The sequence below is a fragment of the Bacillus sp. BP-3 genome, from assembly GCF_028401955.1.
GTDB lineage: Bacteria > Bacillota > Bacilli > Bacillales > Bacillaceae_G > Bacillus_A.
Genome location: NZ_JAQOTJ010000001.1, coordinates 350846 through 371673 on the forward strand (window position 1 = coordinate 350846; position 20828 = coordinate 371673).

Annotated in this window: 20 protein-coding genes and 1 tRNA gene; 16 read left to right on the forward strand and 5 right to left on the reverse strand. The window is 37.0% G+C overall.

What is annotated here, in order from left to right:
- Positions 1-87: 87 nt before the first annotated feature.
- Entirely contained in the window at positions 88-726 is a 639-nt protein-coding gene (gene vrrA, locus PLX19_RS01840) for a VrrA/YqfQ family protein (protein ID WP_272186807.1), read from the reverse strand.
- 444 nt (positions 727-1170) lie between these two features.
- On the opposite strand from vrrA, the gene PLX19_RS01845 reads away from it, so the two are divergent.
- Positions 1171-2481 (forward strand): DEAD/DEAH box helicase, encoded by a 1311-nt coding sequence (locus PLX19_RS01845; protein ID WP_272186808.1) that lies wholly within the window; start codon positions 1171-1173, stop codon positions 2479-2481.
- Between the two features lie 98 nt (positions 2482-2579).
- Positions 2580-3476: a deoxyribonuclease IV gene (locus PLX19_RS01850; RefSeq protein ID WP_272186809.1), complete on the forward strand. Its 897-nt coding sequence runs from the start codon at positions 2580-2582 to the stop codon at positions 3474-3476.
- A gap of 215 nt (positions 3477-3691) precedes the next feature.
- Here PLX19_RS01850 and PLX19_RS01855 read toward each other — a convergent pair whose 3' ends face one another.
- Positions 3692-3946 carry a DUF2624 domain-containing protein gene (locus PLX19_RS01855; protein WP_272186810.1) on the reverse strand — a complete coding sequence of 85 codons (255 nt, stop codon included), beginning with the start codon at positions 3944-3946 and terminating at the stop codon, positions 3692-3694.
- A 144-nt stretch (positions 3947-4090) separates the two neighbouring features.
- Between PLX19_RS01855 and PLX19_RS01860 the strand changes: the two genes are divergently transcribed.
- The 4 genes from PLX19_RS01860 to PLX19_RS01875 all read left to right on the forward strand — a co-directional run bounded on the left by PLX19_RS01860 (position 4091) and on the right by PLX19_RS01875 (position 7158).
- Complete coding sequence (locus PLX19_RS01860; RefSeq protein ID WP_272186811.1) at positions 4091-4969, forward strand: YitT family protein; 879 nt, start codon at positions 4091-4093, stop codon at positions 4967-4969.
- Positions 4970-5127: 158 nt separating this feature from the next.
- The gene (locus tag PLX19_RS01865) at positions 5128-5901 is read left to right on the forward strand and encodes a metal ABC transporter ATP-binding protein (RefSeq protein ID WP_272186812.1); all 774 of its coding nucleotides are present in this window, start codon (positions 5128-5130) and stop codon (positions 5899-5901) included.
- Entirely contained in the window at positions 5898-6731 is an 834-nt protein-coding gene (locus tag PLX19_RS01870) for a metal ABC transporter permease (protein WP_272186813.1), read from the forward strand. The genes PLX19_RS01865 and PLX19_RS01870 overlap by 4 nt, the downstream gene beginning before the upstream one ends.
- Positions 6732-6744: 13 nt before the next feature.
- The gene (locus PLX19_RS01875) at positions 6745-7158 is read left to right on the forward strand and encodes a Fur family transcriptional regulator (protein WP_098914927.1); all 414 of its coding nucleotides are present in this window, start codon (positions 6745-6747) and stop codon (positions 7156-7158) included.
- Between the two features lie 52 nt (positions 7159-7210).
- On the opposite strand, the gene ispG is transcribed toward PLX19_RS01875, so the two are convergent.
- The 3 genes from ispG to PLX19_RS01890 all read right to left on the reverse strand — a co-directional run bounded on the left by ispG (position 7211) and on the right by PLX19_RS01890 (position 9739).
- Positions 7211-8302 (reverse strand): flavodoxin-dependent (E)-4-hydroxy-3-methylbut-2-enyl-diphosphate synthase, encoded by a 1092-nt coding sequence (ispG, locus tag PLX19_RS01880; protein ID WP_020062652.1) that lies wholly within the window; start codon positions 8300-8302, stop codon positions 7211-7213.
- Between the two features lie 262 nt (positions 8303-8564).
- Positions 8565-8906 carry a hypothetical protein gene (locus tag PLX19_RS01885; RefSeq protein ID WP_272186814.1) on the reverse strand — a complete coding sequence of 114 codons (342 nt, stop codon included), beginning with the start codon at positions 8904-8906 and terminating at the stop codon, positions 8565-8567.
- A gap of 65 nt (positions 8907-8971) precedes the next feature.
- A complete protein-coding gene (locus tag PLX19_RS01890) occupies positions 8972-9739 on the reverse strand; it encodes a DUF1189 domain-containing protein (RefSeq protein ID WP_272186815.1) in 768 nt (255 codons plus the stop codon).
- 211 nt (positions 9740-9950) lie between these two features.
- On the opposite strand from PLX19_RS01890, the gene PLX19_RS01895 reads away from it, so the two are divergent.
- From PLX19_RS01895 to PLX19_RS01940, 10 genes are all read left to right on the forward strand, one after another.
- A tRNA-Ile gene (locus PLX19_RS01895) sits at positions 9951-10024 on the forward strand.
- A 224-nt stretch (positions 10025-10248) separates the two neighbouring features.
- Entirely contained in the window at positions 10249-10860 is a 612-nt protein-coding gene (gene sodA / locus PLX19_RS01900) for a superoxide dismutase [Mn] (RefSeq protein ID WP_272186816.1), read from the forward strand.
- Between the two features lie 190 nt (positions 10861-11050).
- A complete protein-coding gene (locus PLX19_RS01905) occupies positions 11051-12328 on the forward strand; it encodes an MFS transporter (protein ID WP_272186817.1) in 1278 nt (425 codons plus the stop codon).
- A gap of 108 nt (positions 12329-12436) precedes the next feature.
- The gene (locus tag PLX19_RS01910; RefSeq protein ID WP_272186818.1) at positions 12437-14581 is read left to right on the forward strand and encodes a peptidoglycan D,D-transpeptidase FtsI family protein; all 2145 of its coding nucleotides are present in this window, start codon (positions 12437-12439) and stop codon (positions 14579-14581) included.
- Positions 14582-14986: 405 nt separating this feature from the next.
- Complete coding sequence (locus tag PLX19_RS01915) at positions 14987-15880, forward strand: PstS family phosphate ABC transporter substrate-binding protein (protein ID WP_272186998.1); 894 nt, start codon at positions 14987-14989, stop codon at positions 15878-15880.
- Positions 15881-15907: 27 nt separating this feature from the next.
- A complete protein-coding gene (gene pstC / locus PLX19_RS01920) occupies positions 15908-16858 on the forward strand; it encodes a phosphate ABC transporter permease subunit PstC (protein ID WP_272186819.1) in 951 nt (316 codons plus the stop codon).
- Position 16859: 1 nt separating this feature from the next.
- Positions 16860-17726 (forward strand): phosphate ABC transporter permease PstA, encoded by an 867-nt coding sequence (gene pstA / locus PLX19_RS01925; protein WP_272186820.1) that lies wholly within the window; start codon positions 16860-16862, stop codon positions 17724-17726.
- Positions 17727-17755: 29 nt separating this feature from the next.
- Positions 17756-18571, forward strand: coding sequence for a phosphate ABC transporter ATP-binding protein (gene pstB / locus PLX19_RS01930; protein ID WP_272186821.1), 816 nt, complete (start codon positions 17756-17758; stop codon positions 18569-18571).
- A 65-nt stretch (positions 18572-18636) separates the two neighbouring features.
- Complete coding sequence (gene phoU / locus PLX19_RS01935) at positions 18637-19293, forward strand: phosphate signaling complex protein PhoU (protein ID WP_272186822.1); 657 nt, start codon at positions 18637-18639, stop codon at positions 19291-19293.
- 341 nt (positions 19294-19634) lie between these two features.
- On the forward strand, positions 19635-20825 hold the full coding sequence (locus PLX19_RS01940) for a glycosyltransferase family 4 protein (RefSeq protein ID WP_272186823.1): 1191 nt from the start codon (positions 19635-19637) through the stop codon (positions 20823-20825).
- Positions 20826-20828 lie beyond the last annotated feature (3 nt).

The following is a 20828-nucleotide window of genomic DNA, read 5'->3' on the forward strand; positions in this document are numbered from 1 at the left end:
TTAATCCGCTCCTTTAAAAAAGGATTTGTTTTTATAAAGCTAATCCTTTTCATTATAAAGGAGAAGAAAGCAGATGACAAAGAAATGTTACACGTATAGCTTTGGTTTAGGAGTGGTAGAGTGTACGTTTTCTACTGCTGCCTCATCTTCAATTATAATGTTAGGAGCGGGTGGTTTTCCTGTAATAGGTATTTCTTGAGATGGAGTGGAAGGGGAGGCTTCGACTACTTCTGTTTGTTTTTCCTCAGTGCTTTTTTCAGGTGAAAGTATTTTCATGATGCTAGGAATGTTGCGAACAATTGGACCATATTGCTGCACGACTGGTCCAAAGGACTGGGCCATTTGGACAACTTTTTCAACGTTACTTATCATTCCAGTGGGATTTGAAATAAAGTTTGTGAAAAATCCGCCTATTCCACTAGATGCGCTTCCTCCTCGTGTTTCATCTTCTGCCATCATCTGAGGCTGCATCATTTGTTGTTGCTGATTTGGGCGGTGCATATATGGTTGATTCTGCTGGTATGGTGTATTTGGGTATGTTTCTAATTGTCTATAAGGGGGCATCATATACATATAATCTGCAGCGGGATTGCGTTTTTGAAACAATTTTGCAAGAAGTCCTTTTTTTCTAGGCATCATCGGTTGCATGCCTTGCGTCGGGTACATTGTATGAGGATATGGAGACTGAGTGTACATTTGTTGATAGGGAGGAGATTTCATGTACATTAGGAAATCCTCCTTTCTTCAATTAGGTAATATACACTACAATATGCAGTGGAGAGAAAGAAGGTTAGTTTTTCCGTTGAAATGCTAAACTATAGATAAACAAATTGAAAAACAACATAAAAAACCCTCTTTTTTTTAGGCGGGCGAGAGCATCTGGCCATGCATAGAAGCGGTCATGGTGTATTTTGCATAGCAGCGACTTATAAAGAAAAGCGGAGCCGACTGTTTAGGTCTGTTGGCTAAGGTTCTTTCACACAGAAGGTGTTTTTTTACCTTCTTGTGTGGAAGGTTCTTAGACATGAGGGCCTAGGAGGCAGAGCTGGACAAAGATGTTGGAAAATGAAAATGAATATATATAAAGATAGATTTTACGGATAGATTTCGATATAATGGTAACTTGACTGATTAATGAACGCAGTAGAAATAAGAAAGAAGGTGGAATGTATGACATTGCAAACATTTACACAATATGATTTTCAACCGTTTTTAATAGATGCAATTCGTGAATTACGTTTTTCAGAACCAACAGAAATTCAACAAAAGATTTTTCCAGTTGTGAAAAAGGGAGTTAGTATTATCGGACAATCACAAACAGGATCTGGAAAAACGCATGCGTATTTACTTCCAACATTAAATCGTATTGATGCAACTAGAGAAGAAGTACAACTTGTAATTACAGCTCCGACTCGTGAGTTAGCGCAGCAAATTTATGAAGAAATCGTAAAGTTAACAAAGTTTTGTGAAGAAGACAAAATGATTACAGCCCGTTGTTTTATCGGTGGAACAGATAAACAACGTTCAATTGAAAAGTTGAAGAAACAACCACATGTTGTGGTGGGAACACCAGGACGTATTAAAGATTTAGTGGAAGAGCAAGCGTTATTTGTACATACGGCTTCTGCGATTGTTGTCGATGAAGCAGATTTAATGCTTGATATGGGCTTTATTCATGATGTGGATAAAATTGCAGCACGTATGCCTAAAAATTTACAAATGCTCGTTTTCTCAGCGACAATTCCGCAAAAGTTAAAACCATTTATGAAGAAATATATGGAAAATCCGGAGCATATTCATATTAATCCAAAGCAAATAGCAGCGATTAATCTGGAACATCACCTTATTCCGTCAAGGCACCGTAATAAAGTTGAACTTGTAAAAAATCTGTTACTGCAATATCAGCCGTATTTAGCAATCGTTTTTACGAATACAAAGAAAATGGCTGATGAAGTAGCTGATGGTTTAACGGAGCGTGGCTTGAAAGTTGGTCGTATTCACGGTGATTTATCACCACGTGATCGTAAGAAAATGATGAAACAAATCCGTGATTTAGAATTTCAATATATTGTAGCGACAGATTTAGCTGCACGTGGTATTGATATTGAAGGGATTAGCCATGTTATTAACTACGAAATTCCTTCTGATTTAGATTTCTTTATTCACCGTGTGGGTCGAACAGCGCGTGCTGGATATTCTGGTATTGCAGCAACCATTTATGACCAAGCGAATGAAGAAGCATTAGATACATTAGAAAAGCAACGTCATATTGAATTCAAGCATGTGGACTTGCGTGCAGGGGAATGGGTTGAATTGGGACCTCGTCGCCGCCGTCAAAGCCGTAAGAAACCAAATGATGTATTGGATTCTATGGCGCAAAAAGTTGTGAAAAAACCCAAAAAAGTAAAGCCGAATTATAAGAAAAAGCTTGAATGGGAACGCGAAAAAATTAAGAAGAAATATAACAAAAAGAAAAGATAAGGGACTTCCTTATCTTTTTTTTACGAGAAAGTTAACAGTGTCAGATTTCTACAAATTATGCTATCATTATAGCTATTGCATTTATAAGAGGTGATTACATGTTGAAAATTGGATCTCACGTTTCGATGAGCGGAAAGAAAATGTTATTAGCAGCAAGTGAAGAAGCTGTGTCATACGGTGCAACAACGTTTATGATATATACAGGGGCACCGCAAAATACGCGAAGAAAACCGATTGAAGAGTTAAATATAGAAGCTGGCCGTAAACATATGGAATTGCACGGAATTGAAGAAATCATTGTTCATGCACCGTATATCATTAACATCGGTAACACAACGAAACCTGAAACATTCCAACTAGGTGTTGATTTTCTCCGCATGGAAATTGAAAGAACATCAGCATTAGGCGTTGCAAAGCAAATTGTACTCCATCCAGGGGCTCATGTTGGAGCAGGAACGGATGCAGGAATCCAAAAAATTATTGAAGGATTAAATGAAGCATTAACAACCGATCAAACAGTGAACATTGCGCTAGAAACAATGGCTGGAAAAGGAACAGAGTGTGGACGAAGCTTTGACGAGCTTGCGAGAATTATTGATGGTGTAACACATAACGAGAAATTATCAGTTTGCTTCGATACATGTCATACGCATGATGCTGGCTATGATATCGTTAATGATTTTGATGGTGTTTTAAACGAGTTTGATAAAATTATAGGTATTGATCGTTTGCAAGTATTGCACATTAATGATAGCAAGAATGAGCGCGGCGCTAGAAAAGACCGTCATGAAAATATCGGTTTCGGTCATATTGGTTATAAAACGTTACATCACATTGTACATCATCCCCAATTACAGCATGTACCAAAAATTCTTGAAACACCATATGTAGGTGAGGATAAAAACGATAAAAAGCCGCCGTATAAATTTGAAATTGAAATGTTGAAAAATGGTGTGTTTGATGAAGAGGTTCTTCAGAAAATTAAAGGACAATAAAAAAGGGGAGCATCCCCTTTTTTTATTTTATCCCGTTATTCATGGGCAGTCATCCCCTGCTTTAAGATTAAGAGAGAAGTGTTGTCCAGTTCCAGTGGCTAGAATGGTTGGCCTTCCTGCGAGGTAAAAAGTACCCCCATGTCAGGAGCCCTCCCATTCTGAGAGAGCCACTTCCACTTTTCTAAAGAAGATGGTTGGAGGATCTGATAGAAGTTTCACTTTATTAGTTTTTGAAATAGAGTATTAATTTGTTGTGCGGTAGCGGGAGAAGTGACCTTTGCAATTTGTTTTAAAAGTTGTAATCTTTCTTGGTCATCATAAATATTAATTTGTTTTCCTTGAATTAATGTGACAATTTTGTCTGCTTGTTCGTTTGTAATGGACACCCCGTATTCTGCACTATATTTTAATAATTCCTTAGAAGTCATATTGTTTAATTTTTTATTTACAAACTGTTGAATGAGGTTCATGTTGCTCCCTCCTTTATTTTGTCCTCATATCCGAATATATGTAAAATATGCTTGTGTATATTCCAAAGCAGGCAGTTTTCTCATTAAAAAAGGGAGGGTATGTTATAATAAAGGGGAAAATATATAGATACTTGAGGAGGTAGTATGGCAAAACAACAGCATAAAAAAGAAAGTATAATTCATCTTGTGTATCGTCTTGTTATGATTGTCATAGGTGCTGGCTGTGCAGCAGTTGCACTTGAGCTATTTTTAATTCCAAACAAAATTATTGATGGTGGTATTATCGGTGTTTCCCTCATATTAGATTTCCTTACACCAAATATTTGGTGGCTAAGCTTTTCCACTTTAGTTGTGATCCTCAATTTACCGTTTATGTACTCAGGTTATAAGCAAATCGGAAAAACATTTATGTTATCTTCTGTTTTTGCAGTTATATGTTTAGCTTTGATTGAATCAACATTACATTCCCTTCAGCCTTTTACGACAGAGCCAATTTTAGCGACCGTTTTTGGAGGTTTAATTTTAGGTATTGGTGTTGGGCTTGTGATTAGACATGGTGGTTCATTGGATGGCGCGGAAATTCTAGGTATTTTACTAACAAAGAAATTACCGTTTTCTGTCGGTGAATTTGTTATGTTTATGAATATTTTCGTTTTTGCTTGGGCGGCAGTTGTATTTGGCGTAGAACAAGCAATGTATTCTGTCATGACATACTATATTGCCTTTAAAACGATTGATACGGTTATCCAAGGTTTAGATGAAACGAAAGCAGTAATTATTGTTTCAGACCATTATGAAGAGGTGTCAAACGCAATTTTACATCGACTTGGCCGCGGAACAACGAAATTAATTGGAAAAGGTGGCTATACGGATAAAGAAAAAGAAGTGATTTATGCAGTTATTACTCGTTTAGAGGTAACGAAGCTAAAATCGATTGTTCATGAAGTAGATGAAAATGCTTTTATTACCATTATGAATACACAGGAAACAAAAGGTGCAAAATTTAAATCAGCAATTCACTAAAAGCGGAGAGATTTTCTCTGCTTTTTGCTATACTAGATAAGTTATCTAAAATGAAAGGTATATTTTAGGGCAGATTGGTTTACAACTCGTAATGAGCTATAATATAATTTAAACAGAAATAAATCGGAATCATTCTGAATTAAAATAGGTGAGGTATGATGAATTATATATTAGAAATCGAGAATTTAACCTTTCGTTATGAAGAGCGAAATGTGTTAGAGGACATTCACTTGCAAGTTCCTAAAGGAGCTTTTTTAGGTTTAGTAGGACCGAATGGATCAGGAAAATCTACATTATTGAAATGTATATTAGGGATTTTAAAACCGAAACAAGGAACGATTCGGTTGTTTGGTATGGATAGTAAAAAATTTAAAGATTGGAATAAAATTGGCTATGTCTCCCAAAAGGCAAATAGTTTCAACTCTGGATTCCCAGCCACTGTATTTGAAGTTGTTTCGATGGGACTCGTTTCTAAGAAAGGCTTGTTTCGCTTTTTAACAAAGATGGATAAAGCGAAAGTGACAAAAGCGATTGCTGATGTTGGAATGAGTGAGTTTATGAACCGGAATATTGGTGAGCTTTCTGGTGGGCAACAACAACGTGTTTTTATTGCACGTGCGCTTGTAAGTGATCCAGAGTTATTAATTTTGGATGAGCCTACTGTCGGTATTGATGTAAAGAATGTAGAAAGTTTTTATGAAATGCTAGAACATTTAAATAAGCGTTTAGAGATTACACTTATTCTTGTCACTCATGATATGGGAGCTGTGACAGAGAAAGTTACACATGTTGCTTGTTTAAATCAGCGTCTTCATTTCCACGGAAATGTCGATGCGTTCCAAAAGTTAGAAGATGCTGAAATGTCATTATTATATGGTTATCATGTTCATCGTTTAGAGCATGATCACGAGCATCACGGGGGGATACGATGATACAGGATTTTTTGCAATATGACTTTTTACGCAATTCTTTATATGCTGGAATTTTAATAGGACTTGTTGCCCCGATGCTTGGTGTTTTTGTTGTCATTCGTCGTTTATCGTTGATTGCGGATGCATTAAGTCACGTTACGCTATCAGGTATTGCAGCCAGTTTATTATTAGAAAAAACCGTATTTACGGGCGGTTTTTTAAATCCACTATATATGGGGATGATATTTTCTATTGGTGGCGCTCTGCTTATTGAAAAATTAAGAACGGTATATAAACATTTTCAAGAACTAGCAATTCCTATTATTATGTCAGCGGGTATTGGGATTGGTGTAATTTTCATTTCTCTTGCTAATGGGTTTAATACAGATTTATTTAGTTATTTATTTGGTAGTGTAAGTGCAGTTACAAGTAGTGATTTACTTATTATTGGATTCGTTGCTGTAATTGTAGTGGCTGTCATTATATTATTATATAAAGAACTGTTTTTATTATCTTTTGATGAAGAATACGCTGTAGCGACAGGTTTACGCGCAAAATGGATTCACTTTATTTTTATTATTTTAGTTGCACTCGTTATTGCGATTTCAATGCGTGTTGTTGGTATTCTTCTCGTTTCATCGTTAATGACATTACCAGTTGCAGCAAGTATTCGAATTGCGAAAGGTTTTAAACAAACAATCTTTTTCTCCATTGTGTTTGGTGAGATTGCAGTAGTCGGAGGCATGTTAGCTTCTTATCAACTTGACCTTGCTCCAGGTGGTACAATTGTTGTATTATCAGTTCTTATTTTAATCGGTGCAATCTTATGGAAGAAGAAAAAAACTGCGTAAAGTAGGGATAACTATGAATCTTACAGAAGCTTTACACCTTATGAAAGAGAAGGGTTATAAACATACTGGAAAAAGGGAAGACATGTTGCGTTTGTTTGCCAATCATAATAAATATTTAACGGCAAGAGATGTTTTAGCTAATATGAAAGGTGATTATCCGGGACTTAGTTTTGATACCATTTATCGCAACTTAACCCTGTTTGTAGAAATCGGTATTTTAGAACAGACAGAGCTAAATGGTGAAAAACATTTTCGCTTCAAATGTTCTACTATAGAACATCATCACCATTTTATCTGTTTAGATTGTGGAGGAACGAAGGAAATTACATCGTGTCCAATGGAATTTATGAATAAAGACTTTACAGGATATGAAGTAACGGGACATAAATTTGAAATATATGGACGCTGTCCGAAATGTGCACAATAAAAAGCTTGTCAGTTTTCAAACTGACAAGCTTTTTTATTAGCAGCTTTACATTTTATTTTTCTTGCTTTGCTGCGTATTCTTCTGCGATTTTATCAATTTCTTTCTTTAACTCTTCCACCATGGTTTCTTCTGGTACTTTACGTACAATTTCACCTTTGCGGAAGAGAAGACCTTCTCCGCGTGCTCCAGCAATCCCGATATCTGCTTCACGCGCTTCACCAGGGCCGTTTACTGCGCAGCCAAGGACAGCAACTTTAATCGGTGCCTTAATTTTTGAAATATATTCTTCTACTTCATTTGCAATGCTAATTAAGTCAATTTCAATACGTCCGCAAGTTGGACAAGAAATCAATGTAGCGGCATTAGAAGCAAGTCCAAATGATTTTAATAGCTCACGCGCTACTTTTACTTCTTCAACTGGGTCTGCACTTAATGAGATACGTAACGTATTACCGATACCTTTGCTTAAGATTGCACCAAGACCAGCTGCACTTTTTACAGTTCCAGCAAATAAAGTTCCAGATTCTGTAATGCCAAGGTGTAATGGATAATTGAAAGCACGAGATGCTTTTTCGTACGCTTCAATCGCCAAATTCACATCAGAGGCTTTCATCGATACGATGATGTCATGAAAATCTAGATCTTCTAAAATTTTAATGTGATGCAATGCACTTTCTACCATACCATCAGCGGTTGGATATCCATATTTTTCTAGAATATGACGTTCTAATGAACCAGCGTTTACACCGATGCGGATTGGAATACCGCGTTCTTTCGCAGCATTTACAACTGCTTCAACTTTATGACGACGACCGATATTTCCTGGGTTGATACGAACTTTGTCAATACCGCCTTCAATTGCTTTTAATGCTAGACGATAGTCAAAGTGAATATCAGCAACAAGAGGTATATTAATTTGTTTTTTAATATCTGCAATTGCATTTGCAGCGCGCTCATCGGGAACGGCTACACGAACAATTTGACAGCCCGCCTCTTCTAAACGCTTAATTTCAGCAACTGTTGCTTCTACATCATGAGTTTTCGTTGTTGTCATGCTTTGTATAATTAATTCATTATTACCGCCAATTGTTAAATTTCCAACTTTAACAGGGCGTGTTTTTGTACGATGAGTTATTTCATTCACGAATAGATCGCTCTCCTTATAAAAGAAGTTTCTTATTTTGTAGACAAACACATTTATATTGTATGCAGTATTTGTCAAGTGAAGCCAAATGTCTATATAAATCCATTTTGATTTTTCAACATATGAGTTGCTTCTATGCATGGGCCAGATGTTCTCGTCCGACTAAAAAAGGACTGTTGTTTTTTCAATTTGTATTTATATAGCTTCACTTTTACTATTGTATCAGCGCCTTACTGCAATTGACAAGGATTATGTGATGTTATTACGGATAGAGGGGGAATTTGTATTTTTTTCCGACTTGTAATTTTGCTGGCGAATCGTTTTGATTTAAGTCTTTGAAGTCTGTAACAATTTTTTCGATAGAAGGGATTTTTTTCTTATTAATTTCTTCTGTAATAGAGAGAACGGTATCGCCTGTTTTTACTTCAATGACTTTATATTTTGTTAGTGATGTATTTCCTTTTTGTTTATCATTTGAAACTTTAGCTGAAGTTTCTTTTGTTTTGGAATATGTATGAAGCAACGGTAACGTGCCAATTGTCATATCATAGTATAAGACGTAACCGAGAACAAGTAGTAACAAGACAGTGCCAAGCCTTCTCATATTTTTCCACTCCTTTGTAGAGAAATATATGCTTGTCCAAAAAAAAAATGCCTTGAAGGCATTTTTTAAAGTGAATTTTTTTCTTTTGGTTTTGGCACTTCTTTTATTGTTAAGTAAAGAACGATGAGAACAACAACAATGAATATAAATAATGAGAATGGAACATGCACTTTTAATAGGTCCATAATCATAAAGAATATAGTTGGGATTGTATAACTATAGGCAGTTAATGTCCAAACTTGTTTGTAAGATAATTTACGTTCTCCGCTTATTGCAGAGCCGATAAATGCCAATAGCGTAACACCAAGAAATGTAATAAATAGTTCGAATAAGTAAATAAAGATCCCAATTAAGAATATAGCAACTGGTAAGATGTTATCAACGAATGAGACGAATTCTTGGATATCTTTCTTTTCAATAGTTGTATTTCCAAAATCACTATATGGGAAGGATTGTGTTTGTTGTTGTGCCGTTGAAACCATTTTATCTTTTAAAATGAATATACCATCGCGGTTTGGATAAGCTTTTGTGTCTGCTCTGTTTGGATCAAATACAAAAATAAAATCTGTTTCATCTTTTACAATTGGTTTGCTAATGTCTGCGTGAAGTTCACCATTTTCAATTTTAAAATCAGGCACATCTTTTTCGACAGAGCGATCGATTAAATGAACGCCCTCTTGAATGAAATTTCCAAATAAAATCGTTTTTGGAATGGTAGCAAGCAGGCAGAGTAACATTATGTAAAGAATTGTCTTTCCGATTTTTTGAAAACGAAAAAGAGCCATTTCTTTTGGTGCGTATAAGCTTTTAAACAGTTGTATAAATATGGACATGCATTCACTTCCTTCTTTAAATATATTGATTCATAATCTCATTGTAACGTATGTTTTTAAGGAATCACAAGATATATCATGTCGTATGTCAAAATACAATTGACACATTTCTTTTTACTATGGTAAATTTATCTTACATTTTTACATATAATTATCCATTCCATCGTAGTTGAACTGGCTAGAGCATATAGTTGATCACTGCTGTACTTACGGACCCTTAGCTCAGCTGGTTAGAGCAGACGGCTCATAACCGTCCGGTCGTAGGTTCGAGTCCTACAGGGTCCATATCCATTTCGCATATTGATATATGGCGGATAAGCTTCCTTGTAGAAGGGAGCTTTTTTTTACGAAATGTATGAGCATTTCGTTTGAAAAGAAATGGGAAATTTGCTACTTTAATGTTAGCGAGGCAATACGCTAAATTTGTTTTCACCCTTATGTAATTAGGGTAAAATGGATTTGTATGCCAAGTCATTATCGGCAATACATACAATGGGAGGAATATAACAATGGCGAAACATGAATTACCAAATTTACCTTATGCGTATGATGCATTAGAACCTCATTTTGACAAAGAAACTATGAACATCCATCATACAAAACATCACAACACATATGTAACAAACTTAAATGCTGCATTAGAAGGACATGCGGAATTAGCAGAAAAAAGCATTGAAGAGTTAGTTGCAAACCTAAACGAAGTGCCAGAAGCAATTCGTACAGCAGTACGCAATAACGGTGGTGGACATGCAAACCACTCTTTATTCTGGACAATCCTTTCTCCAAATGGCGGCGGACAACCAGTAGGTGAACTTGCAGGTGCGATTGAAGCGAAATTTGGTAGCTTCGATGCATTTAAAGAAGAGTTTGCAAAAGCAGGCGCAACTCGTTTTGGATCTGGTTGGGCATGGCTAGTTGTAAACAATGGTGAATTAGAAGTAACAAGCACACCAAACCAAGACACTCCATTAATGGAAGGAAAAACTCCAGTTTTAGGATTAGACGTTTGGGAGCATGCATACTACTTACATTACCAAAACCGTCGTCCTGACTACATCAATGCTTTCTGGAGCGTTGTAGATTGGAATGCGGTTGAAAAACGTTACCAAGATGCAAAATAATTATAATTGTAAAAACTAGGGGATATTTCTCCTAGTTTTTTTGTTTGCTCTTTTTCTCGGGTGCGGATCGGCTTACCTCAATGCTAGTGAGAAAACTGCTTACTAATGAAAGTTTCACTTTCCGTTTTTCTTCTTTACATAATTGTGACCTTCTTTGGAAGACTAGAACATGAAGTAAAGGAGAGTTTATATGAAATGGAAACATTTAGTTGGCGATGTTGAGGTGAATCGTGATTTAGTTTTATTACTCATAATTGGCGGGTTATATACGTTGGCCATTTCGTTGTCTAATACGTTTGTTAATATTTATTTATGGAAGCAAACGAAGGATTTTATGAATATTGGCTTTTATAATTTAGCAAGCGTTGTTTTACAGCCGCTAACTTTTCTTGTTGCTGGAAAACTAGCGAAACGAGTAGATCGTACGATTTTACTTCGCATCGGTGTAACAACATTAGCTGTTTTTTTTATTGTTGTATTACTGACGGGAACGAATGCTTCGCAGCATATTTTACTTATTGGTGGCATACTTGGGATAGGATATGGATTTTACTGGCTCTCATTTAATTTGTTAACATTTGAAATTACAGAGCCGGAGACACGTGACTTTTTTAACGGATTTCTCGGACTGCTTACCTCATTTTCAGGTATGATTGGTCCAATTGCATCTGGGTTTATCATTTCACGTATGGAAAAGTGGAATGGGTATACGTTCGTTTTTTTCCTATCTTTAACCTTATTTACCATTGCAATCGTTGTCAGTTTTTTTCTGACAAAACGTGAATGTGAAGGACGTTACGAAATTGTTGAAGTAATGAAAGAGAGAAAAAATAATAAAAACTGGGGAAGAATTACGCTTGCTCATTTCTTTCAAGGGCTTAGAGAAGGGACATTTATATTTGTTATTTCTGTATATGTGTATATGGCTTCCGGTAGTGAATTAGCACTGGGGAAATATGGACTTGTAAATTCCGCTGTTTCTTTCATTTGCTATTATATAGTAGCGCGCGTATTGAAAAAGGAATGGCGAAAACAAGCCATTTTACTCGGTGGAATTATTTTATATGCAGTTGTATTTTTAGTTGTCTTTCATGTCACGTATGCGAAATTACTTATTTATGCAGCTTGTATTGCCATAGCGTATCCAATTCTTCTTGTTCCATATGGTTCAATGACATATGATATAATAGGCAGAGCTAAACAAGCAAAGGAGCGGCGAGTAGAATATATTGTTGTTCGTGAACTATGGCTAAACGGAGGAAGAATTTGTTCGGTTTTAAGTTTTTTACTAGCTGTTTCATTATTTCCGGCAGAAAAAAGCTTGCCTATCTTATTATTAATATTAGGTGCTGGACATTTGCTTATCTATTTTGCGATTCGAAATGTCAAATATGATGATGAAAAAGTATGCCATGCAGGACTTGCAGCTGTACAAACGACGCAAAATACAACAGAAGGAGAAGGTTAACTTCTGCGGCATTTTATGTTAAAATGGTAAAACATATATGACAGTAGCGAGGACACCTGAAGAAGGTGTCCCTTTCCGCTTACAAAGCTGTTGGCAGAGGGGGTCCGTATGAGTAAGAAAAAGAAAAAGAAGAAAACCCACGTTCCATTTCGGTTAAACGTGTTGTTTTTCTGTGTGTTTTTACTGTTTTCAACAGTAATTGTCAAATTAGGTATGATACAGATTGTCCATGGTGAAGATTATAAAAATGAAGTAAACAGGAAGGAAAACTTAACGGTAAGTACCCCTGTTCCGCGCGGGAAGATTTTTGACAGGTATGGCCGTGCAGTAGTGGATAATACACCACTTCGAACGATTACGTATACAAGAACGAAGGAATCAAAACCTGAAGAACGTTTAGAAACAGCAAAACAACTTGCAAAGCTGCTTGATGTACCGACAGATAAATTGACGGAGCGAGATAAAAAAGATTTTTGGATTCTGTTAAATGAAAAACGGGCAAAAGCGAAAATTACGAAAAAAGATGACGCTGATTTTAAAGCGAAAAAAATTACTGATAAACAATTGGCACAACGTCAGCTTGATCGTATTACAGAAGCAGAATTAAATGAATTAACTTCTCAAGATTTAGAAGTGTTAGCCATTAAGAGTAAGATGGAAGGCGGCTATGCAATGACGCCGCAAATTATTAAGAAAGATGTTACACCTGAAGAATATGCTGTAGTTAGTGAGAATTTAGCGAAACTTTCAGGGGTAGACACTACAGTTGATTGGGATCGTCACTATGCTTATGGAGATATGTTCCGCACTGTACTTGGCGGTGTAACAAGCTCTGATGAAGGATTACCGCGAGAGAATATCGACTATTATTTAGTTCGTGATTACAACCGAAATGATCGCGTCGGAAAAAGTTATCTTGAGCAGCAATATGAAGATGTATTGCACGGTACGAAAGCACAAGTGAAAAATATTACGGACCAAAAGGGAAATATTCTTGAGACTGTCTATCTTTCTAAAGGAGAAAGTGGAAAGAATGTAAATTTGACCATTGATATGGAGCTACAAAAGAAAGTTGAACAAATTATTGAAGAAGAAATGAAAGCAGCAAAGGCTTCAGGCTCAGCGGAGTATATGGACCGTGCGTTTGTTGTGATGATGAATCCGAAAAACGGAGAAATCTTATCAATGGCTGGTAAACAGTTTGGGGAAGAAAATGGACAAAGAGTTATAAAAGATTATGCACTTGGCACGATGACGAGTGCATATGAAATGGGTTCGGCTGTAAAAGGGGCGACTCTTTTGACTGGATATCAAACAGAAGCTATTAAACCGGAGCAAGTACTTGTCGATGAACCACTTGTATTTAAAGGTACGAAAGTGAAAAAATCGTGGACTGGATCGGGAATGGGACCAATTAATGACTTAACTGCCTTGCAGCGATCTTCAAACGTATATATGTTTAAAACTGCAATGGAAATTGCTGATGCTCCGTATGTGCCGAATGGTACATTAAACATTAAACAAAAAGCTTTTGATACAATGCGTTATAACTTTAGTCAATTGGGTCTTGGAGTACCAACGGGAATAGATTTACCAAATGAAATGGCAGGAGTAAAAGGAAACGCAGTAAGAGAACCTGGTAAGTTACTCGATTTAGCAATCGGACAGTTTGATACGTATACACCGCTGCAATTGGTGCAATATGTGTCAACAATTGCTAACGGTGGTTATCGTATGAAACCACAGGTTGTAAAAGAAATTCGCACTCCGACTTCAAAACCTGAAGAGTTAGGAAAAGTAGTGGAGTCGGTGGAGCCGGTTGTTTTAAATCGAGTAGATATGAAAGATGAGTACATTAACCGCGTTCAAGAGGGCTTTAAAATGGTAATGCAAACACCACAAGGAACAGGCTATGGAACAGGTTATCCTAATGGTTTTGCTGGTGCGACATATGATCCGGCAGGAAAAACAGGAACTGCACAAGCGTCTTATGCTGGTCCAAATGCAAAAGAAGTAAGAGCAAAGTTAGGTGATAGAGACATATATAACTTAACGATGGTTGGATATGCACCGGCATCTGATCCGGAAGTTGCCTTCTCTGTTGTTGTTCCGTGGCTTACCGATGATCACAACCCAGTAAGTAAAAGAATTGCACGCCGAATTACGGACGCATATTTCGATTTGAAAAAGCAAGAAGCAAACGGAAATACTGGAACATTAGAAGATACGAAGAAAACAACAAATGAAGAATAAAAATGTGTAAGATTGGCACACTATCTGTGAAGATAGTGTGCTTTTTTATATATATGTCGCATATAGTGATGATAGAAGTGTACAAGCCTAAAGGAACATTATATACAGTGTTTACTTTCAAAAGGAGGGATGGAGAATAGCGCGTAAATACGTGTATATATATCCGTTTTGTTGTAACGTTGCACGAGACAGGAAAAGGCCCTGACCGTTTCTATGCATGGCCAGATGTTCTCGCGCATTTAAAAAGAAAAGGGTTTATCTTTCGATTTTTTAACTTATATTTACAAAACTTTTACAAACTATTAAAACCGCATTAATAGTTCAACATTATTCTTATATATGTACTCCTGTTAGCAGGAGGCTCCTAGGAGGAAATATTACGTGAAACGTAATAGAGCAAACACCATGGTTTTTATCATAGCACTGTTTTGTTTATCTGTTCATACGTTACCTGCTTCCGCCGCTAGTATGGTAGGAGAAGTACAAATGGATGGATCTTCTACAATTTTTCCAATTATGGAGGCTGTAGCAGAAGAGTATACGAAGCGAGAACCTCATGTGAAACTTTCTATTGGTATATCTGGAACGGGAGGCGGATTTCATCGTTTTGGAAAAGGAGAAGTGGATATAACAAATGCTTCTCGGCCAATGAAATGGGAGGAAGAACAGCTTGCTAAGAAGCACCATATTACGTATACACCATTTCAAATTGCTTATGACGGTCTTACGCTTATTGTGAATCGTGAGAATACGTGGACAGATAATCTTACAATAGAAGAATTACAAACGGTATGGAGTGAAAGTGAAACGCCGAAAAAATGGTCGCAAATTCATCCGAAATGGCCGCATGAAACGATACAATTTTACGCACCAGGCATAGATTCTGGTACGTACGATTATTTTCAAAGTGTAGTGTTGCAACAAAAGCGGATTACAAAAACAGTTACATTATCCGAAGATGACAATGTTTTAATAAGAGGTGTTATGAGTAATAAACACGCAATTGCCTTTGTTGGCTATGCTTATTATGCTGCGAATCGTGACAAAGTAAAGGCCGTAAAAATTAACGGTATTTCTCCGGCGAAAAAAACAATACAATCTGGGGAATATAAGCCGTTGTCTAGGCCGCTTTATGTATATGTAAATAACGCTTCTATCCGCGCAAACAATAGTGTGGCAAACTATGTATCTTTTATGATGAAGCATGCTGGAGAGCTTGTAGAAGAGATTGGATATGTGAAGTTGCCGCAATATAAATATAATGAACAGCTGCAAATGTTAACAGAAATGCAAAAATAATGTCAAGATGGAAAGGGGTTTTCATCTTTGGCTCGTAATAAAAAGGGTCATGTTACGATTTCTGTTCAACATTTGATTGAAAGAAATACAGGCAAGCGAAAGAAAGCACAGCGAATCAATCAAATGGTTCCTTTTGTGTTACGAATAATCGCCAGTATCTCTATTATTACAACAATGGGGATTATTATAACTTTGGCAAATGAAACATTTATGTTTTTTGAAAGAGTATCAATAATTTCCTTTTTTACAGAAAAAGAATGGCTTCCTTTTTTTGAAAATCCTAAGTTTGGTATTTTGCCGCTAATATATGGAACGATGCTTGTTACTGGTATTGCCATGATTGTTGCAATTCCGATTGGATTGGGCTGTGCGGTGTTTTTAAGTGAATATGCGTCTAATGCATCAAGAAAGGTGTTAAAACCCGCATTAGAGCTATTGGCAGGGATTCCAACAATTGTATACGGTTTTTTTGCTTTAACAGTTGTCACCCCTATTTTGCAGCGCATCGTTCCAGATTTACAGTTTTTTAACGCACTTAGTCCAGGGATTGTAATTGGTATTATGATGATTCCGACGATTGCATCTCTTAGTGAAGATGCGATGCGAGCTGTTCCTCATAAAGCGCGAGAGGCTTCTTTTGCAATTGGCGCCACTCGTTTTGAAACGACAAAGCACATCGTGTTACCAGCTGCCTTTACTGGAGTGTTAGCGGCAATTGTGCTAGCTGCTTCAAGAGCGGTTGGAGAAACGATGATTGTCGTCATTGCAGGTGGTTCGACGCCAAGCTTAGCGTTAGATCCGACACAATCTATACAGACGCTAACAGCGTATATTGTGCAAGTTAGCTTAGGAGATGCTCCTTATGGAACAATGACCTATTACAGCATGTACGCTGTCGGAGCGACGCTATTTATGTTTACGTTGATTATGAATATGATTGCACAGCGTATTATGCGTCGTTTTAAGGGGGCAACATAATATGCGAATGCTAAATGAGCGAAACATAGAAGAACATATGCCTCCGCGCTTTTGGAAAGATCGTGTATATAAAACCGTATTTCGCATAGCGATGTTATTTTCACTTTGTATATTGTTTTTTTTACTATACCAAATTTTCCAACAAGGAATAACATATATTTCATTAGATTTTTTAATTCGTTTTGCATCGCGAAATCCAGAGCAAGCTGGGATTGCAGCGGCTTTATCGGGAACGATTTTATTTATGAGTGTTGTCGCTCCTACCTCGTTTTTATTTGGAGTAGGAACAGCCCTTTATTTAGAATACTATGCAAAACAATCATGGTTTACAAAAATAATTGAGGTCAACATTCAAACGTTGGCAGGAGTACCATCAGTTGTGTTTGGGTTATTAGGATTAACAATGTTTGTATATGGCTTACAGTTAGGTGAAAGTATATTGGCAGCGGCATTAACGATGAGCCTGCTCGTCTTGCCAACGGTTGTTGTTGCGGCGCAAGAAGCACTGCGCTCTGTACCCAAATCGTTGCTAGAAGCTTCTTATGGAGTGGGGGCGACGAAGTGGCAAACGATGTACCATGTTGTGATTAGAGCAGCAATGCCAGGGATTTTAACAGGTTGTATTTTAGCGTTGTCTCGAGCGATTGGAGAAGCGGCCCCGCTACTTGTCATTGGGGCACTTGCTTTTGCAAACTATGTACCGCTTGATGTAATGGATAGATTTACAGTTTTACCAATTCAAATCTTTAATTGGATGAATAGGCCGCAAGAGGAGTTTCAACATGTAGCAGCAGCTGGAATTATTGTGTTACTCGTACTGCTATTGTTTATCAATACTTTTGCAATATGGCTGCGAAATCGTAAGTAAGAAGGACTGGATGAAAGGGGATTTTCAAAATGGTATCTACAGTAGTAAAAGTTCAGGTGAAAAATGAAGAAAAGGCAGAACCGCAAACAAAAAAAGTTGTATTTGATACGAAAAATTTAAACTTATGGTATGGGGAAGACCATGCGTTAAAAGACATAAATTTAAGCATTCATGAAAATGAAGTGACAGCGATTATTGGACCGAGTGGGTGCGGAAAATCTACGTATTTAAAAACATTAAATCGTATGGTTGAGCTAGTGCCAATTGTCCGGACAACAGGGGTAATTGAGTATCGTGACCGCAATATTTTTGATAAATCTTATCCTGTTGAAGAACTGCGTACGCATGTTGGAATGGTATTCCAGAAGCCAAATCCATTTCCAAAATCAATCTATGAAAATGTTGCGTATGGTCCGAAAATTCATGGTATTCGAGATAAGAAAACGTTGGATGAAATTGTTGAGAAAAGTTTGCGCGGTGCGGCGATTTGGGATGAATTGAAAGATAGATTACATGATAATGCATACGGATTATCCGGTGGACAGCAGCAACGTTTATGTATTGCGCGTTGCTTAGCGATTGAACCAGATGTCATTTTAATGGATGAACCAACATCAGCATTAGATCCAATTTCTACATTAAAAGTGGAAGAGTTAATTCAGGAGTTAAAGAAAGATTTCAGTATTGTAATTGTTACGCATAATATGCAACAAGCAGCTCGTATTTCTGATAAAACAGCTTTCTTCTTAAGCGGAGAAGTTGTGGAATATACAGATACAAATAAGTTATTTACAACTCCAACTGATAAACGAACAGAAGATTATATTACAGGGCGCTTCGGTTAAGCGTATTTGTTTGAGGCCTTGTCTTATACGGAAGTACGTGTGGAACGAATGAAGGAGGAAACAACATGGTACGCGAACAATTTCAATATGACTTACAATCATTACAGCAAAAAGTTATTGAACTAGGTGAATTAGCAAAACAAGCTCTTGAAATTGCAATGGAAGGATTGCGTACAAGAGATGTAGAGAAAGCAATTGAGGTAATCGATGGTGATTACCGTATGGATAATTTGGAAGAAGAAATTAATGATTTTGCCTTAATGCTCATTACGAAACAACAACCTGTTGCTAGTGATTTACGAAGAATTTTTGTTTCGATTAAAACGGCAACAGATTTAGAACGTATTGCAGATCATGCGGTAAATATTGCTAAGTCAACTATTCGTCTTGGAGAAAAAGAGCTTCCAGTTTCATTACAAAGCCTTGAAAATATGTTTAAAATTGCATTAGATATGTTGCAAAATGTGATTCAAGCTTATGGAGAAGAAAACTTAACATATGCGAAAAAGATTGCTGAGATGGATGATGAAGTTGATGAACTGTATGGAAAATCAATTCGTGAATTTATTTCTTCTATTCCAAATAAGCCGGAGTCCATTGGACAAATTACACAACTATCGTTTATTGCCCGCTATATTGAACGAGTAGCAGATCACGGTACAAATATTGCAGAAAATGTTTTTTATCTTGTAAAAGGAAAGCATTATTTGTTAAATGAATAAGGTGAAACTTCCAGCAGTGGGTGCCTTACTGTCCGCTGATGCGGGATGAAATTTATTACGAGAGGAATGCAAAAGCATTCCTCTTTTTTTAGTCAAAATATGACGAAAAAGTACCATTGTTACTTTCTTATTGCAATGATAATATGGATTATAATGGAATTATTAGAAAACGCTTACTTTTGAGTGGGATGTCCCGCTCTGTCGGCTGGTAAGAATTACGGGCAAAGAGAAAAACAAACCATCCGTAAGAACCCGATTGGTTCAACTAACCTTTCATGAGAAAGGCGTTCATGAAAGGAAGTTTCACTTTAGTCTTCTATATGAAGAGAAAAGAGGGATGTATGGAGCCTTTGCGTATTTTAATGTTGGCATGGGAATATCCCCCGATGATGGTAGGTGGTCTTGGAAGGCATGTGTATGAATTATCACGGGCTCTTGCGCGTAATGGACATGATGTGCATGTAGTAACGATACACGAAGAGCAATGTACGATATATGAAAAGGTACACGATGTACATGTACATCGTGTTGCAGTTGATTATCGCGAAAAGTACCATTTTTATGAGTGGATTGCTCAGTTAAACAAGTCTATGCTTGCTCATGCACAAGAACTATGTAAAGTTTACGCGTTTGATGTGATTCACGCTCATGATTGGCTTGTTGCTATTTGTGCAATGGATTTGCAAAAGCAGCAACAATTGTCTCTCGTCACAACGGTTCATGCAACAGAACGTGGACGAAATAGTGGGATTTATACATCATTGCAATGGAAAATACATATGCATGAAAAAGAACTAGTAAAAGAATCTAATGTTGTGATTGTTTGTAGTCAATTTATGAAAGGTGAAGTTGTGCGGGATTTCGAAGTAAATAGTGAAGCTGTTATTGTGCATCCTAATGGAATTGATCAATATTTTTTCCATGCGGTTACGCCTTCGCTAGAAATCACAAATTATTATAATTTAGTGAATCGATTGGTTGTATTTTCAATTGGCCGTATTGTGAATGAGAAGGGATTCTATACCATTATTGAGGCGGCACCGCATATTATTGAGCGGTACCCGCAGATTTTATTCATTATTGCAGGTCAAGGAACCATGTTAGAGCAATATCGTGCAGCTGTACAGGGGATGGGACTGCAACATTCTATCCATTTTCTCGGTCATATTACAGAAGAAGAGCAGCGCGCATTTCTTCAAAGGTGTGATGTATTATTAATTCCAAGCTTGTATGAACCTTTTGGGATTGTTGCATTAGAAGGGATGCTCGCAAAGAGGCCAGTTTTAGTTTCGCGTGTGGGCGGTCTGCAAGAGATCATTGTAGATGGTGTGAATGGATTTCAAATGCAACCAGGTTGTTCGCAAAGTTTGAGTGAGAAATTAATATGGGTTATAGAACAGCCGAAAATTTCTCAACGCGTCGCGAATAAAGGATATGAAGATGTTCTTGTTCACTATAATTGGGGTGAAATTGCAAGAACAACTGCACAGACGTATGAAAAAGCAGTTCAACATCATAAATGTGGAGGTTGAATG